A 15,606-nucleotide genomic window follows, 5' to 3' on the forward strand; every position below is an offset into this window, starting at 1 on the left:
GGGTGCTCAGTGCCAGGGCAGTTGCCCGCGCCGTCCCCAGTACGCGGCGGGCTCCTCCACCAGGCCCGCGAGCCGCTCCAGCTGCTCCGCGTCGAGGTCGACGGCCGCCGCGTGCAGGTTCGAGACGAGCTGGACCGAGGTTGCGGCGCCGGAGAGCACCACGCCCGCCCAGGGCTGGCGCAGGACCAGGGCGAGGGCCACGGCGTCGCTGCCGAACCCGGACGCGGCGGCGATCTCACGCAGGGCCGCGGGGGCGTGCGGGTCGGCGAGCCGGCCGTTGGCCATGGCCTCCTTGACCAGGACGGTGAGCCCCGCCTCATGGGCCTCCGCGAGCGCGGGGCCCGCCGAGGTCTCCAGGGCGTTGTACGTGGCCTGCACCGTACGGAAGAGCGGCTCGCCGTCGACGGTCACGGCGAGGGCCGCGCGGATCGCGGCCGCCTGCTCCGGGCCGCTGACGGAGAGCCCGACGGTCACGCCCTGGGCCGCCAACTCGGCCAGTTTCGCCTGGAGTTCCTTGTCGGTGAGGGCGGGGCTCTCCGGCGTCACGGAGTGGACCTGATAGAGGTCCAGCCGCTCGCCGAGCAGCTGGGCGCTCTCCTCGCGCTGACGGACGTACGCGGCGAGGCTGTGGTCCTTGACCTCGTGCGGGCCCGCGGCGTCGGCGTTCCAGGCGGCCGTGTACGTGTAGCCCCACTTGCTGCCGATCACGACGTCCCTGATGTCGGGCCTGGCGTTCAGCCAGTCGGCGAGGAACTCCTCGGAGCGGCCGTAGGAGCGCGCCACGTCGATGTACCGGACGCCCAGCGCGTAGGCGGCGTCCAGGAGTTCGAGGGTGCGCTCGCGCAGGGCCTCGACACTGCGGGACGGCGGCAGATCGGTGTCGCGGCCGAGCGTGATGTAGCCGGGCCTGCCGACGGCGGCGAGGCCGAAGCCGATGTGGGCGGTGGGGGTGGTCGCTGCGGCCAGGCGCGAGAAGGGCATCGCGGGCTCCGTTCGGTCGGCTCCTTGCGGAAGAACGACCAACGTAACCCGCGATGCCCACGTCAACGCGGCACGCGCTGTCCCGGCGTCACTTACGCGCCGCGGCCCACTTCTACTCGCGCGCCGCGGCCCACTCCTGCTGGATGGCCAGGTCGGCCTTGACCTCGGCGAGCTGGGCGGCGACGGCCGAGGGGGCGGTGCCGCCGCGGCCGTTGCGCGATGCCAGGGCGCCGGGGACGTTCAGGACAGTGCGGACCTCGGGGGTGAGGTGCTCGGAGATCTTGGCGAACTGCTCGTCCGTGAGCTGGTCGAGCTCGATGCCGTGCGCCTCGCACTCCTTGACGCACTCACCCGCGACCTCGTGCGCGACACGGAACGGCACGCCCTGCTTGACCAGCCACTCGGCGATGTCCGTGGCGAGCGAGAACCCGGCGGGGGCCAGCTCCTCCATGCGCTCGCGGTGCACGGTGAGCGTCGCCATCATGCCGGTGAAGGCGGGGAGCAGGACCTCCAGCTGCTCGCAGGAGTCGAAGACCGGCTCCTTGTCCTCCTGGAGGTCGCGGTTGTACGCGAGCGGCAGCGCCTTGAGCGTCGCCATCAGGCCGGTCAGGTTGCCGATGAGGCGGCCCGACTTGCCGCGCGCCAGCTCGGCGATGTCCGGGTTCTTCTTCTGCGGCATGATCGACGAGCCGGTCGAGAAGGCGTCGTGGAGCGTGACGAAGGAGAACTCCTTCGTGTTCCACAGGATGATCTCCTCGGCGATCCGGGAGAGGTTCACGCCGATCATCGCGGTGATGAAGGCGAACTCCGCCGCGAAGTCCCGCGACGCCGTCCCGTCGATGGAGTTGGCCGCCGAGCCGTGCTCGAAGCCGAGGTCCGCGGCGACGGCCTCGGGGTCGAGGCCGAGAGAGGACCCCGCGAGCGCGCCCGAGCCGTACGGCGACACGGCCGTGCGCTCGTCCCACTGCCGCAGGCGCTCCGCGTCCCGGGAGAGGGGCTGGACGTGCGCGAGGACGTGGTGCGCGAAGAGCACGGGCTGGGCGTGCTGCAGGTGCGTGCGCCCCGGCATGGCGACGTCCGGGTGCGCCTCGGCGAGGCCGACGAGCGCGCCCTGGAGGTCGGCGATCAGACCGCCGATGATCCGGGCGTGGTCCCGCAGGTACATCCGGAAGAGCGTCGCCACCTGGTCGTTGCGCGACCGGCCGGCGCGCAGCTTGCCGCCGAGGTCCGGGCCGAGCCGCTCCAGGAGGCCGCGCTCCAGGGCGGTGTGCACGTCCTCGTCGGCGATGGTGCCGACGAAGTCGCCCGACGCCACATCGGTCTCGAGCTGGTCGAGCCCGGCCAGCATGCGGGTCAGCTCGTCCTCGGTGAGGAGCCCCGCCTTGTGGAGCACGCGCGCGTGGGCGCGGGAACCGGCGATGTCGTACGGCGCCAGGCACCAGTCGAAGTGGACCGATGCCGACAGCTTGGCCAGGGCCTCTGCCGGGCCGTCCGCGAACCGCCCGCCCCAGAGCCGGACGTCACCGCCGTTGTTGCTGCTCACTTCACGTGCTCCTTAACCTGCATTCGCCGTTATGCATGAGTATGCAGTGGTCCGTATGTTTCGTCAATCCAACCAGGAGGTGGGACGGCATCCTCAAGTCGTTAGACAGTCAAAGCTTTTCTGGGAATAATCCTTAGACATGGGAAAGACTTACGAACGCATAGACGGCAGACTCCGCAAGTTCATCGAAGCCCAGCCCCTCTTCTTCACCGCGACCGCGCCCCTCTCCGGCGACGGCACGGTCAATCTCTCCCCCAAGGGCCTCACCGGCTCGTTCGCCGTCGTGGACGAACACACTGTGGCCTATCTGGACTTCGCGGGCAGCACCTCGGAGACCGTCGCGCACCTGCGTGAGAACGGCCGCATCACCCTGATGTGGTGCGCCTTCCAGGGCCCGCCGAACATCGTCCGGGTGCACGGCCGCGGCGAACCCGTCTTCCGCGACGACCCGCGCTGGGCGGAGCTGCTCGGGCACTTCCCCGGCATCGACCCGACCCCGCACGGCCTGCGCGCGATCATCGTCGTGACGGCCGAACTCGTCCGTGACAGCTGCGGATACGCGGTGCCGTTCATGTCGTACGACGACGATCGCGATCTGCACGGCAAGCGCTTCGCGCGCGAGGACGACGCGTCGCTCAGCGCCTACTTCACCAAGAAGGAGTACATCGCACAGAGCATCGACGGCCTGCCCGGGCTGCCGCTGCCCTTGCCTCCCACTACGGTCTGAGCCATGCGCCCCCGTGCCGCCGCCCTCGCGTCCGCAGCCGCCCTCCTCCTCGCCGCCACCGCAACCCTGGGTGCCGCGCCCGGCGCGAGCCGACCGCTGCCGGACCGCATGGCGGACACGGGCGGCGGAACCCAGCTCATCACCGCCCAGGCCGCGCGCACCGGCTCCACCACCGGCACGGTCACGTGGTGGGACCGGCGCGGCGGGCGGTGGGTGAAGTCCGGGACCGCGGCGGCGCGGTTCGGCGCGAACGGCCTGACGGAGGGCGGCTCGCGCAAGCAGGGGTCGAACACGACGCCCACCGGTCTCTTCCGCCTGCCGTACGCCTTCGGCATCAAGTCCGCGCCGTCCGGCACGGACTACCCGTACCGCCGTGTCACGAAGAACTCCTGGTGGTGCCAGGACAACGACTCGCGCTCCTACAACCGCTGGACCCAGCCGCGCCCCGCCGACTGCCGCGCCGCCGAGTCCGAGCACCTCATCACGTACGACGCGCAGTACGCGCACGCCCTGGTGATCGGCTTCAACTACGACCGCCCGGTGCGCGGACGCGGCGCCGGGATCTTCCTGCACGTCGACGGACGCGGGGCGACGGCGGGTTGCGTGTCCGTGCCGGGCGATGCGATGCGGCGGATCCTGCGGTGGGCCGAGCAGGGGCGGCGGCCGCACATGGCGATCGGTACGGCTTCGGGGGCCACCGCCATCACACGGTACTGAACGATCCCCGCCCCCCGGGCAGCTTCGTGTAGCGACCACATATCGAGACGGGTTTGCGTCCCCGCCGCGTGGCGGCGTTGCATCGCCGGGTGCAAACCGAACAGACGATCCCCAGCTCAACGGAGAGCGGCGACAAGGCCGCCCGCCTCGCCGTCACGGTCTTCCCCGTCCTCGTGCTCGCCGCGGGCGCGCTCGGTCTGATGACCCCGGACACCTTCAAGGACTGGGGCACGAACGTCCCGTACCTCCTGGGGCTCGTGATGTTCTGCATGGGGCTCACCATGACCCCGCTCGACTTCCAGGGCGTCGTCAAGCGGCCCTGGGCCGTCGCGCTCGGCCTGGTCGCGCACTACGTGATCATGCCGGGGCTCGGCTGGCTCATCGCCCACGCGCTCGGGCTCTCGCCCCAGCTGGCGGCCGGCGTGATCCTCGTCGGCTGCGCGCCGAGCGGGACCGCGTCCAACGTCGTGACCTATCTGGCGCGCGGTGACGTGGCCCTGTCCGTCTCGGTGGCCACCGTCTCGACCGTCCTCGCGCCGCTCATCACGCCGCCGCTGACGCTGCTCCTGGCGGGCGAGTACCTGCCGGTGGACGCGGGCTCGATGGTCACGGACATCCTCAAGACCGTGCTGCTCCCGGTCCTCGCCGGTCTCGTCGTACGGCTGCTCTTCGGGCGCTACATCGGACGGGTCCTCAGCGCCCTGCCGTGGCTGTCCGCCCTGACCATCGCCGTCATCGTGGCCGTCGTGGTCGCGGGCAGCGCCGCGGCCATCAAGTCGGCCGCCCTGCTCGTGTTCGTCGCCGTCGTGCTGCACAACGGACTGGGCCTCGCGCTCGGCTACGGCGCGGGCAAGCTGGCCCGCCTGGGTCCGCCGGCCTCGCGCGCCATGGCCTTCGAGGTCGGCATGCAGAACTCGGGGCTCGCCGCGTCGCTGGCCACCGCGCACTTCAGCCCGCTGGCGGCGCTGCCCGCCGCCGTGTTCTCCGTGTGGCACAACGTGTCGGGGGCGCTGGTCGCCGCCTGGATGTCGCACCGGGCGCGGCGGACGGAGAAGGCCGGGCAGGCCGAGCGGACCGAGCAGGCCGAGGCCGCCCAGCAGGCCTGACGGGTACGCATCCGCAAAGAATCTTCCGGCAGCCATAGACGGGACGGATCAGCTCCGCTTACCTTCTAGACATGCCTGGACAGGTTCACAAACACCACCGCGTCGCGCACGTGCTCGCCGACGAGATCCGCGCCGGGGTGCACGCCGACGGCAGCCGCCTGCCCGGCGAGCACGCCCTGCGGGAGCGGTTCGGGGTCAGTCGCACCACCGTGCGGCAGGCCCTGAGCGCGCTCGGCGAGCAGGGGCTCATCGAGACCCACGCCGGCATCGGTTCGATCGTCACGTTCGACGGGACCCCGCTCGACCAGCAGCTCGGCTGGACCCGGGCGCTCGCCGACCAGGGCACCGAGCTCACCACGGACACCCTCCGCTTCGAGCGGATCACCGACCCGGAGCTCGCCGCCGAACTCGGGGTCACGGACCCGCACTTCATCGCCCTCGACCGCGTCAGGCGCCTGCCCGACGGCAGTGGCGTCTCCCTGGAGCGCAGCCGCGTCCCCGCCGTGCCCGCCCTCGCCGATCTGCCCGAGCGAGGCCTCGAAGGCGGCTCGCTGAACCGGACCCTGCTGGCCGCGGGCCACATCGCCGCGTCGAGCGACGCCCACATCGCGGTGTCCGGCCTCGGCGACGAGGACGCGGGGCTCCTGCACCGCTCCCCCGGTGAACCCTTCCTGCGGCTCGCCCAGGTCTTCCGCGATGCCGAGGGAGAGGTCGTGGAACAGGTGACAAGCCTGCTCGACCCGTCCCGGTTCCAACTGCACGTCCGTACCGGCCGAGGAGTCCACTCGTGACCACCGCACCCCCCGACCTTCTCGACCGCGCGCTCGGCGCCTTCTACGGCCTCGCGCTCGGCGACGCCCTGGGCATGCCGACCCAGGTCATGTCCCGCGAGGACGTCGTACGCGTCTACGGCACCCTCACCGGATTCGAACCCGCCCGCGACGACAACCCCGTGAGCGCGGGCATGCCCGCCGGTGCCGTCACCGACGACACCGACCAGGCGGTCATCGTCGCGCGGCTGCTCGTCGAGGGCGGCGGACACGTCGACCCGCTGCGGTTCGCCGACGAACTGCTCTCCTGGGAGCGGGAGATGAAGGCCAAGGGCTCCTTCGACCTGCTCGGCCCGTCCACCAAGGCCGCCCTTGACGCCGTCGCGGGCGGCACCGACCCCAAGGAGGCGGGCAGGTACGGCACCACCAACGGCGCCGCCATGCGCGTCACCCCGGTCGGCATCGCCTTCGCCGCAGAGCCGCTGCCGGACCTCCTCGACCGGGTGGTGGAGTCCTGCCAGGTCACCCATGACACGAACATCGGCATCGCGGGCGCGGCGGCCGTCGCCGCCGCGGTGAGCACGGGCGTCGCGGGCGGCACGCTCGACGAGGCCTTCGACGCCGCGATCGCCGCGGCCGAGTCCGGCGCCCGGCGCGGCAACTGGATCGCCGGAGCCGACATCTCCGCCCGCATCGCCTGGGCCCGCGAGCTGGTGGACGGCCTGGACGAGGCCACGGCCCTGGACCGCATCGTCGCGCTCATCGGCACCAGCGTCGCCAGCCAGGAGTCGGTGCCCGCCGCGTTCGCGGTGCTCGCGCTGACCGGCGGCGATCCGTGGCGCAGCACGCTGCTCGCCGCCAACCTCGGCGGCGACAGCGACACGATCGGCGCGATCGCGGGTGCGGTCGCCGGATCGGTGCGCGGCCTCTCGGGGCTGCCCGCCGACGCCGTACGCACCCTGCGCACGGTCAACAGCCTCGAACTGGAGCCGCTGACGGTCCAGTTGCTCACCCACCGCTGATCCCACTACTCCCCTCTTTCTCTCCCCCCTCTTTCTCTCCCCCCTTTTCTCTCTCCCCAGCGCGCAAGGAGGTCCCGTCATGACCGCTTCGACGAAGAACGATCACGTCGGCACCAACGATCAGGTCGGCACCGTAGAGACCCGAGGGATCGAGCCGGTCCCCGACAGCGAGCGCCACGGCCACGCGGGCCAGATGTTCTGGACCTGGTTCGCCGCCAACATCTCGATCCTCGGGCTGCCGCTCGGCGCGACGCTCGTCGCCTTCCGCGGCCTCAGCATCTGGCAGGCCGCGCTGGTCGCGATCGTCGGCTCGTTCGGATCGTTCGCGCTGGTGGGGGCGTTGAGCCTGGCGGGCAAGAAGGGCGGGGCGCCCGCGCTCACCCTCTCCCGCGCGGTGTTCGGGCAGCGCGGCAACGCGGGCCCGACGCTGGTCACCTGGCTGAGCCGGGTCGGCTGGGAGACGATCACGACGACCACGGCGGCGTACGCGCTGCTCGCCCTCCTCGGAGTGGCCTTCGGCGTCCACGAGAACACCTTCCTGACCGTGCTCTGCCTGCTGGTCTTCATCACCTGCACGCTGCTGATCAGCGGCCTGGGGCACGCCACGATCATGTGGATCAACAAGTGGGCGACGGTCCTGTTCGGCGTGCTCAACCTGATCGTCATGGGCTTCCTGGTCGCCACGGTCGACTGGTCGAAGGTCCTGGAGGCCCCGGCGGGACCGACCAGCGGCGTCATCGCGGGCATCGGCTTCATCGCCGCGGGCACCGGCATCGGCTGGGCCAACGCCGGTGCGGACTACGCCCGTTACCTCCCGCGTACGATCCCGGGGCGCCGCCTGGTCACCGCGTCGGCGTTCGGCGCGGGCATCCCGCTCGTGCTGCTCATCTCGCTGGGCTCGCTCCTGACGGCGGGCGACCCGTCGCTCGCCACGTCCTCCGACCCGGTCTCCGCGATCAACGCGATGCTGCCGTCCTGGATGGCGATCCCGTATCTGATCGCGGCCTTCGGCGGCCTGCTGATGTCGAACCACCTGTCGACGTACTCCGCGGGACTCACCATGATCACGCTGGGTCTGCGGGTGCCGCGGGCCTGGGCCGTGGTCATCGACATCGTGCTGATGTTCCTCGGCGGCATCTACTTCATGCTGATCGCCGACGACTTCTACGGCCCCTTCTCCACCTTCCTGACACTGCTCGCCGTGCCGATCTCCGCCTGGATCGGGGTGATCGCGGTCGACATGCTGCGGGGCCGCGAGTACGACCCGGACGGCCTGATGGACACCTCGCGCGCCGGCCGCTACTGGTACACCGGCGGCTTCCGGCTGCCCGCCGTGCTCGCCTGGGTGGCGGCGATCGTGTCGGGGCTCCTGTTCACCACCGCCGGCACGGGCGCGGACGACGTGTGGTTCTCCGGTCCGCTTGCCGACACCTGGCCGGGCGTGAACGGCCTGGGCTGGGCGGTCTCGATAGGGGTGGGCGCGGCGTTGTACGCCGCCTTCGGCGGACGCCCCTGCGCTACAACTCCCGCCCCCTCCCCCGCACTTGAGGAGCCCGTCCGATGAGCACGCCCACCCGCTCCCCGCGCCTCGTCCTGGCCGGGAACGTCATCGCCGACCTCGTCATCGAGGTCCCCGCGCTGCCCGAACGGGGCGGCGACGTGATCGGCTCCCGTACGGAGCTGTACGCGGGCGGCGGCTTCAACGCGCTGACGGCGGCGCGGCGGTTGGGGGCCGACGCGGTGTACGCGGGGCTCCACGGGACGGGGCCGTACGGGGACCTCGTCCGCCGAGCCCTCGCGGACGAGGGCATCGGGACGCTCCTCCCGGTGCGTACCGACGGGGACACGGGCTTCTGCGTGGCGCTGGTCGACGGTGGGGGCGAGCGGACGTTCGTGACCAGCTTCGGGGTGGACGCCCGGATGACGGCGGCGGAGACGGCGGCCGTGGCGGGGGCGTTGCGGCCGGGCGACACGGTGCAGCTGTCCGGGTACAGCCTCGTGATGGAGGTCAACGGCCCGCTCCTGTCCACGTTCGCGGCGGGGCTGCCGGACGACATCCGGGTCTGCTTCGACCCGGCGCCGCTGGTCGCGGACATCCCCGCGTCCGTCCTGGAGCCGGTCCTTGCCCGGACGGACTGGCTGAGCTGCAACGCGCGGGAGGCCCGCCTGATGACGGGCCACTCCCTCCCGCTGGAGGCGGCCGACGCCCTGCGCGGGCGGCTGGCGCCGGGGGCGGGGGCGCTGGTGCGGGCCGACAAGGACGGCTGTTGGCTGGCCGCGCCGGGCTCGGGGGCGGTGGTTCATGTGCCCGGGTTCCCCGTGGACGCGGTGGACAGCAACGGCGCGGGCGATGCCCACGTGGGAGCGTTCCTCGCCCTGTTGGGGCGGGGCCTCGATCCCCTGACGGCCGCGCGCGGCGCGAACGCGGCGGCGGCTTACGCGGTGACGCGACGGGGCCCGGCCACGGCGCCGGTGCTGGCGGAGCTGGCGGCGTTCCTCGGGGATGATCCGCTGGGTGGGGTGTTGGGGTAAGGACGGTCCCTGCGGGGCTTTCCCCCCATCCCGCCCCTTCCCGAAACTGGGGCTCCGCCCCAGACCCCGTACAAGATGGCCTCAGACGCCGGACGGGCTGGAAGTATCCAGCCCGGCCGGATACTTCCAGCCCGTTCGGCGGTCGAGGACGAACTCGGCGAAGCCGGTGATGACGGCAACCAAGGCCCCCGCGCCGAGCGGGTTTGTGGGAAGGGGCGGGGCTGGGGACCAATCAGTGCTCGTTCGAAGCCAGCCGCAGCAAGTGGTCCGCCAAGGCCTGGCCCCCCGTGGCCTCCCTGCTGATCAGCATCAACGTGTCGTCGCCCGCGATCGTCCCCAAGATGTCGTGCAGCTCCGCCTGGTCGATCGCCGAGGCCAGGAACTGGGCCGCGCCCGGCGGCGTCCGCAGGACGACGAGGTTGGCCGACGCCTCGGCGGAGATCAGCAGCTCCGCCGAGAGACGGCGCATCCGCTCCTCCTTGGCCGACTCCCCCAGCGGCGCGCGCGGAGTGCGGAAGCCGCCCTCGCTCGGCACCGCGTAGATGAGGTCGCCCTCGGCGTTGCGGATCTTCACGGCGTTCAGCTCGTCCAGGTCCCGCGAGAGCGTCGCCTGCGTGACCGTGAGGCCGTCGTCGGCGAGCAGCTTCGCGAGCTGGCTCTGGGAGCGCACGGGCTGCCGGTTGAGGATGTCCACGATCCGGCGGTGACGTGCGGTGCGGGTCTGCGGCACCGCGGGCCCGGAGTGATCCGGGTGCTCCGCGTGCTCGTTGCCTTGCGCCTGGCTCATCGTCGTCTCATTCTCCGGATCGTCCGTCCCCGTTGGCCGCGGTGGCCTGGTCAAGCACGCCGGGCAGGGCCCGGAGGAACGCGTCCACCTCGTCGTCGCGCACGTTCAGCGGCGGCATCAGCCGTACGACATCGGGGGCGGGCGCGTTCACCAGGAAGCCGGCGTCCTGAGCCGCCTGCTGCGCCTGGGGCGCGAGCGGCTCGGTGAGCACGATACCCAGCAGCAGGCCCGCACCCCGGACATGGCCCACGAGCGGGTGTCCGAGTGACTCGATTCCGTCGCGCAGCTTCTCGCTCGACCGCTTCACGTTCTCCAGGAGTCCCTCGGCCTCGATCGTGTCGAGCACCGCGAGTCCCGCGGCGCACGCCACGGGGTTCCCGCCGAACGTCGTTCCGTGATGACCGGGCTTGAGCAGCTCCGCCGCCGCGCCGAACGCGACGGTCGCGCCGAGCGGCAGACCGCCGCCCAGACCCTTCGCGAGCGTGACGACGTCGGGCTCCACGCCCTCGTGCGCGAGGTGTTCGAACCAGTGGCCGGTACGGCCGATTCCGGTCTGCACCTCGTCGAGGACGAGGAGGGTCCCGGTGGCCGTCGTGATGTCGCGGGCCGCCTTGAGGTAGCCCGCGGGCGGTACGACCACGCCGTTCTCGCCCTGGATGGGTTCGATGACGACGAGGGCGGTCTCCTCGGTGACCGCGGCCCGCAGGGCCTCCACATCGCCGTACGGGACGTGCGTGACGTCGCCGGGCATCGGCAGGAACGGCTCCTGCTTGCCGGGCTGGCCGGTGAGCGCGAGGGCCCCCATGGTCCGGCCGTGGAAGCCGCCGTCGGTGGCGACCATGTGCGAACGCCCGGTCAGCCGGCCGATCTTGAAGGCGCCTTCGTTGGCCTCGGCGCCGGAGTTGCAGAAGTACACCCGGCCCGTGCGCCCGAAGAGCTGGAGCAGCCGCTCGGCGAGCGCGACCGGCGGCTCGGCGATGAAGAGGTTCGACACATGGCCGAGGGAGGCGATCTGGGTGCTGACCGCCTCGACGATCGCCGGGTGGGCGTGGCCGAGCGCGTTGACCGCGATGCCGCCGACGAAGTCGACGTACTCCTTGCCGTCGGCGTCCAGAAGCTTGCTGCCCGCGCCGCGCACGAGGGGCAGCCTGGGGGTGCCGTAGTTGTCCATCAGCGCGTCCTGCCAGCGCCGGGTCAGCTCCTCGTTGCCGGTCATGCCGCTTCCCCCTCTGTCTCGTGCTCGGGCGCGTCCGGCACGACCATCGTGCCGATGCCCTCGTCGGTGAAGATCTCCAGCAGGATCGAGTGCTGGACCCGTCCGTCGATCACGCGGGCCGTCTCGACGCCGTTGCGCACGGCGTGCAGGCAGCCCTCCATCTTCGGGACCATGCCGCTGGCCAGCTCGGGAAGGAGCTTCTCCAGCTCCTTCGCGGTCAGGCGGCTGATCACCTCGTCGCTGTTGGGCCAGTCCTCGTAGAGGCCCTCGACGTCCGTGAGGACCATCAGGGTCTCGGCGTCCAGCGCAGCCGCAAGTGCCGCAGCCGCCGTATCAGCATTGACGTTGTAGACATGGTGGTCGTCCTGGGAGCGTGCGATCGAGGAGACGACCGGGATACGGCCGTCCGCGAGCAGGGCCTCGATGGCGCCGGTGTCGATCTCGGTGATCTCACCGACCCGGCCGATGTCGACCAACTCGCCCTCGATACGGGGCTGGTGCTTGGTGGCGGTGATGGTGTGCGCGTCCTCGCCGGTCAGGCCGACGGCGAGCGGGCCGTGCCGGTTGAGCAGGCCGACGAGCTCGCGCTGGACCTGTCCGGCGAGCACCATGCGTACGACGTCCATGGCGTCCTCGGTCGTGACCCGCAGGCCCGCCTTGAACTCGCTGACGATGCCGTGCCGGTCCAGGGCCGCGCTGATCTGCGGTCCGCCGCCGTGCACGACGACGGGCTTGAGGCCCGCGTGGTGCAGGAAGACGACGTCCTGCGCGAAGGCGGCCTTCAGCTCCTCGTCGACCATGGCGTTGCCGCCGAACTTGATGACGACGGTCTTGCCGCGGTGCCGGGTCAGCCAGGGCAACGCCTCGATGAGGATCTGCGCCTTGGGGAGGGCGGTGTGCTTCCGCGCGGTCTGGTTGCCGCTGGTGTTGCCGCTCGTGTCGCCGCTCATGAGGAGTACGCGCTGTTCTCGTGGACGTAGTCGGCGGTGAGGTCGTTGGCCCAGATCACGACAGGCTCTGCGGTGCCGGCCGCCAGATCCGCGGTGATCTTGATCTCCCGGTAGCGCATGTCGACGAGGTCGCGGTCCTCGCCCACGCTGCCGTTCTTGCAGACCCAGACGCCGTTGATGGCGACGTTCAGCTGGTCGGGCTCGAAGGCGGCCTTGGTCGTGCCGATGGCGGAGAGCACCCGGCCCCAGTTGGGGTCCTCGCCGTGCAGGGCGCACTTGAGGAGGTTGTTGCGGGCGATGGAGCGGCCCACCTCGACGGCGTCGTCCTCGGACGCGGCGTTGACCACCTCGATCCGGATGTCCTTGCTCGCACCCTCGGCGTCGCCGATGAGCTGGCGGGCGAGGTCGTCGCAGACGGCGCGGACGGCTTCGGCGAACTCGGCGTACTCCGGGGCGACCTGGGAGGCGCCGGAGGCCAGCAGGAGCACCGTGTCGTTCGTCGACATGCAGCCGTCGGAGTCGACACGGTCGAAGGTGACCCTCGTGGCGTCGCGCAGCGCCTTGTCCAGGACGTCGGCCTCCAGGTCGGCGTCCGTGGTCAGGACGACGAGCATCGTGGCGAGCCCGGGGGCGAGCATGCCCGCGCCCTTCGCCATGCCGCCGACCGTCCAGCCGTCCCGGGTGACCACGGCCGTCTTGTGCACGCTGTCGGTGGTCTTGATGGCGATGGCGGCCTTCTCGCCGCCGTGCGCCGAGAGTTCGCCCGCCGCGGCCTCGACTCCCGGCAGGAGCTTGTCCATGGGGAGCGTGACGCCGATGAGCCCCGTCGACGCGACGGCGACCTCGCCCGCGTTCAGGTCGAGGGTCTCGGCGACCTTCTCGGCGGTGGCGTGCGTGTCCTGGAAGCCCTGCGGGCCCGTACAGGCGTTGGCGCCACCGGAGTTGAGGACGACGGCCGAGACGAGCCCGCCCTTGACGACCTGCTCCGACCAGAGGACGGGGGCGGCCTTGACGCGGTTGGAGGTGAAGACGCCCGCGGCGGCCAGGCGGGGCCCGGTGTTGACCACGAGGGCCAGGTCCGGGTTGCCGTTCTCCTTGATCCCGGCGGCGATGCCCGCCGCCGTGAATCCCTGCGCTGCCGTGACGCTCACTGCATCTCCTTGTTCGCTTCTCCGCCCGCGCAGCGCAGAGGCGCGCGGTCCGTTGTCATCTGCGGCCCGGCGGCCGCGCGTGCGTCGCTCACGGAGCCACTCCGATCGTGGAAAGACCGAGCTCCTCCGGGAGCCCGAGTGCGATGTTCATGCTCTGCAGGGCGCCGCCCGCGGTGCCCTTGGTGAGGTTGTCGATGGCGCTGATCACGATGACGCGCCCCGCCGCCTCGTCGTACGCGACCTGGATCTGTACGGCGTTCGAGCCGTACACGGCGGCGGTCGCGGGCCACTGCCCCTCGGGAAGCAGGTGCACGAACGGCTCGTCCGCGTAGGCCTTCTCGTACGCGGCCCGCACGGACTCGGCGGTGACACCCTCGGTCGCCTTAGCGCTGCACGTGGCGAGGATGCCGCGGGGCATCGGGGCCAGGGTCGGCGTGAAGGAGACGGTGACGGGGGTGCCCGCGGCGGCGGAGAGGTTCTGGATCATCTCCGGGGTGTGCCGGTGGACGCCGCCGACGCCGTACGGCGACACGGAGCCCATGACCTCGGAGCCCAGCAGGTTCGGCTTGGGCGCCTTGCCCGCGCCCGAGGTCCCGGAGGCGGCGACGACGACCGCCTCGGCCTCGGCGAGCCCGGCGGCGTACGCGGGAGAGAGCGCGAGCGAGACGGCGGTGGGATAGCAGCCGGGCACGGCGATGCGCTTGGAGCCTTCGAGGGCCGCGCGGGCTCCCGGCAGTTCGGGCAGGCCGTACGGCCAGGTCCCGGCGTGCTCGCTGCCGTAGAACTTCTCCCAGTCGGCCGCGTCCTTCAGCCGGAAGTCGGCGCCCATGTCGACGACGAGGACGTCCGGCCCGAGCTGCTCGGCGACGGCGGCGGACTGGCCGTGGGGCAGTGCGAGGAAGACGACGTCGTGTCCGGCGAGGGCCTCTGTGGTGGTCGGCTCCAGGACGCGGTCGGCGAGCGGCATCAGGTGCGGCTGCAGGGCGCCCAGGCGCTGGCCCGCGTTCGAGTTGCCGGTCAGGGAGCCGATCTCCACCTCGGGGTGGACGAGCAGCAGACGCAACAATTCACCGCCCGCGTACCCACTCGCTCCCGCCACTGCTGCACGTACCGCCATGGAACCCTCCTCCTTGATGGCATGACTATACGTATCTACGCAGCTTTATGCAATGAGCCGATCACCCGTTCGGGGGTTCCAGCGGGTCCGCCGCCGGTCTTGGGTGCGCTACTGGGAAGCGACCGGTACCACGATCGAGGAGCAGCGATGGGTGAGAAGCGACGCGACGACGAGGCGCAGGGCGCGCGCTGGATCGGGAAGACCAATGCGGCGCCGGAGCGGATGCGGCCCGCCGACGCCGAGGCGACCGAGAACGACGTCGTCGAGGAGCCGGAGACGTACGACGCGGGCGGGACGAGCAAGCGGCGCCCGCCCGAGAAGTGACCGGGCAAGTTGTGTCCCGGCGATGAGTTCCGGCGGGCGCGAGGGTCAGTACAGGCGCAAGGACCCGAGCGCATCCCGCGCGGGCTCCGCCGACGACAGGAGGCAGTCATGCCCCGCATCACGCCCACCCTCTGGTTCGACACCCAGGGCGAGGACGCCGCCACGTTCTACGTCTCCGTCTTCCCGAACTCGAAGATCACGAACGTCTCCCACTACGGCGAGGCCGGGCCGCGTCCGGCCGGGACCGTGATGACGGTCGAGTTCGAACTCGACGGCCAGCAGTACCTCGTGCTCAACGGCGGCCCCCAGTTCACCTTCAACGAAGCGGTCTCCCTCACGATCTCCTGCGCCGACCAGGAAGAGGTCGACCACTACTGGACCAAGCTCTCCGAGGGCGGCGAGGAAGGCCCGTGCGGCTGGCTCAAGGACAGGTTCGGCCTCTCCTGGCAGGTCGTCCCCGCGGCCCTGGACGAGCTCGTCTCCGACCCCGACCAGGGGCGCGCGCAGCGCGCCATGGCGGCCATGCTCGGCATGAAGAAGATCGACGTGGCGGCGCTGTACGCGGCGGCGGACCAGAAGTAGCCGCCGCGAGGCCCGCACAAATGGTTTGACTTGGAGTCGACTCCAGCTCCTAGGGTCGGGGCGACCGCCCGAAAAAGGGCA

16 protein-coding genes are annotated in these 15,606 nt (G+C 71.5%); 9 read left to right on the forward strand and 7 right to left on the reverse strand.

Annotation, left to right across the window (positions count from 1 at the left end; translation table 11 throughout):
* Positions 1–6 precede the first annotated feature (6 nt).
* Positions 7–981 carry an aldo/keto reductase gene (locus tag ACIGXX_RS30625; RefSeq protein WP_399980415.1) on the reverse strand — a complete coding sequence of 325 codons (975 nt, stop codon included), beginning with the start codon at positions 979–981 and terminating at the stop codon, positions 7–9.
* Positions 982–1,093: 112 nt separating this feature from the next.
* Complete coding sequence (gene argH, locus ACIGXX_RS30630) at positions 1,094–2,524, reverse strand: argininosuccinate lyase (protein ID WP_399980418.1); 1,431 nt, start codon at positions 2,522–2,524, stop codon at positions 1,094–1,096.
* Between the two features lie 139 nt (positions 2,525–2,663).
* Here argH and ACIGXX_RS30635 point away from each other — a divergent pair, with 139 nt between their 5' ends.
* The 7 genes from ACIGXX_RS30635 (at position 2,664) to ACIGXX_RS30665 (ending at position 9,398) form a co-directional block, all read left to right on the forward strand.
* Positions 2,664–3,251: a pyridoxamine 5'-phosphate oxidase family protein gene (locus ACIGXX_RS30635; protein ID WP_351164904.1), complete on the forward strand. Its 588-nt coding sequence runs from the start codon at positions 2,664–2,666 to the stop codon at positions 3,249–3,251.
* A gap of 3 nt (positions 3,252–3,254) precedes the next feature.
* Positions 3,255–3,968 (forward strand): L,D-transpeptidase, encoded by a 714-nt coding sequence (locus tag ACIGXX_RS30640; protein WP_399980421.1) that lies wholly within the window; start codon positions 3,255–3,257, stop codon positions 3,966–3,968.
* An 89-nt stretch (positions 3,969–4,057) separates the two neighbouring features.
* Positions 4,058–5,074 carry a bile acid:sodium symporter family protein gene (locus ACIGXX_RS30645; RefSeq protein ID WP_351164907.1) on the forward strand — a complete coding sequence of 339 codons (1,017 nt, stop codon included), beginning with the start codon at positions 4,058–4,060 and terminating at the stop codon, positions 5,072–5,074.
* 71 nt (positions 5,075–5,145) lie between these two features.
* On the forward strand, positions 5,146–5,865 hold the full coding sequence (locus tag ACIGXX_RS30650) for a GntR family transcriptional regulator (RefSeq protein ID WP_399980424.1): 720 nt from the start codon (positions 5,146–5,148) through the stop codon (positions 5,863–5,865).
* Positions 5,862–6,866: an ADP-ribosylglycohydrolase family protein gene (locus ACIGXX_RS30655; RefSeq protein WP_361463216.1), complete on the forward strand. Its 1,005-nt coding sequence runs from the start codon at positions 5,862–5,864 to the stop codon at positions 6,864–6,866. Before ACIGXX_RS30650 ends, ACIGXX_RS30655 begins: the two co-directional genes overlap by 4 nt.
* 79 nt (positions 6,867–6,945) lie before the next feature.
* Entirely contained in the window at positions 6,946–8,430 is a 1,485-nt protein-coding gene (locus ACIGXX_RS30660; RefSeq protein WP_399980428.1) for a purine-cytosine permease family protein, read from the forward strand.
* A complete protein-coding gene (locus tag ACIGXX_RS30665; protein WP_399980430.1) occupies positions 8,427–9,398 on the forward strand; it encodes a PfkB family carbohydrate kinase in 972 nt (323 codons plus the stop codon). The genes ACIGXX_RS30660 and ACIGXX_RS30665 overlap by 4 nt, the downstream gene beginning before the upstream one ends.
* 232 nt (positions 9,399–9,630) lie before the next feature.
* On the opposite strand, the gene ACIGXX_RS30670 is transcribed toward ACIGXX_RS30665, so the two are convergent.
* The 5 genes from ACIGXX_RS30670 to argC form a co-directional block, all read right to left on the reverse strand.
* Positions 9,631–10,185 carry an arginine repressor gene (locus ACIGXX_RS30670; RefSeq protein WP_351164913.1) on the reverse strand — a complete coding sequence of 185 codons (555 nt, stop codon included), beginning with the start codon at positions 10,183–10,185 and terminating at the stop codon, positions 9,631–9,633.
* A gap of 7 nt (positions 10,186–10,192) precedes the next feature.
* Complete coding sequence (locus ACIGXX_RS30675; RefSeq protein ID WP_399980433.1) at positions 10,193–11,401, reverse strand: acetylornithine transaminase; 1,209 nt, start codon at positions 11,399–11,401, stop codon at positions 10,193–10,195.
* A complete protein-coding gene (argB, locus tag ACIGXX_RS30680) occupies positions 11,398–12,351 on the reverse strand; it encodes an acetylglutamate kinase (RefSeq protein ID WP_351164915.1) in 954 nt (317 codons plus the stop codon). The genes ACIGXX_RS30675 and argB overlap by 4 nt, the downstream gene beginning before the upstream one ends.
* Entirely contained in the window at positions 12,348–13,502 is a 1,155-nt protein-coding gene (gene argJ, locus ACIGXX_RS30685) for a bifunctional glutamate N-acetyltransferase/amino-acid acetyltransferase ArgJ (RefSeq protein ID WP_351164916.1), read from the reverse strand. The genes argB and argJ overlap by 4 nt, the downstream gene beginning before the upstream one ends.
* 88 nt (positions 13,503–13,590) lie before the next feature.
* Complete coding sequence (argC, locus tag ACIGXX_RS30690; RefSeq protein WP_399980438.1) at positions 13,591–14,619, reverse strand: N-acetyl-gamma-glutamyl-phosphate reductase; 1,029 nt, start codon at positions 14,617–14,619, stop codon at positions 13,591–13,593.
* A gap of 147 nt (positions 14,620–14,766) precedes the next feature.
* Here argC and ACIGXX_RS30695 point away from each other — a divergent pair, with 147 nt between their 5' ends.
* Both ACIGXX_RS30695 and ACIGXX_RS30700 read left to right on the forward strand, forming a co-directional pair.
* On the forward strand, positions 14,767–14,943 hold the full coding sequence (locus ACIGXX_RS30695; protein WP_351164918.1) for a hypothetical protein: 177 nt from the start codon (positions 14,767–14,769) through the stop codon (positions 14,941–14,943).
* A 108-nt stretch (positions 14,944–15,051) separates the two neighbouring features.
* Positions 15,052–15,525, forward strand: a complete 474-nt coding sequence (locus ACIGXX_RS30700; RefSeq protein WP_351164919.1) for a VOC family protein — start codon at positions 15,052–15,054, stop codon at positions 15,523–15,525.
* Positions 15,526–15,606: the final 81 nt, after the last annotated feature.

Source organism: Streptomyces sp. NPDC055243, assembly GCF_044544025.1.
In the GTDB taxonomy this organism is placed as follows: Bacteria; Actinomycetota; Actinomycetes; order Streptomycetales; family Streptomycetaceae; genus Streptomyces.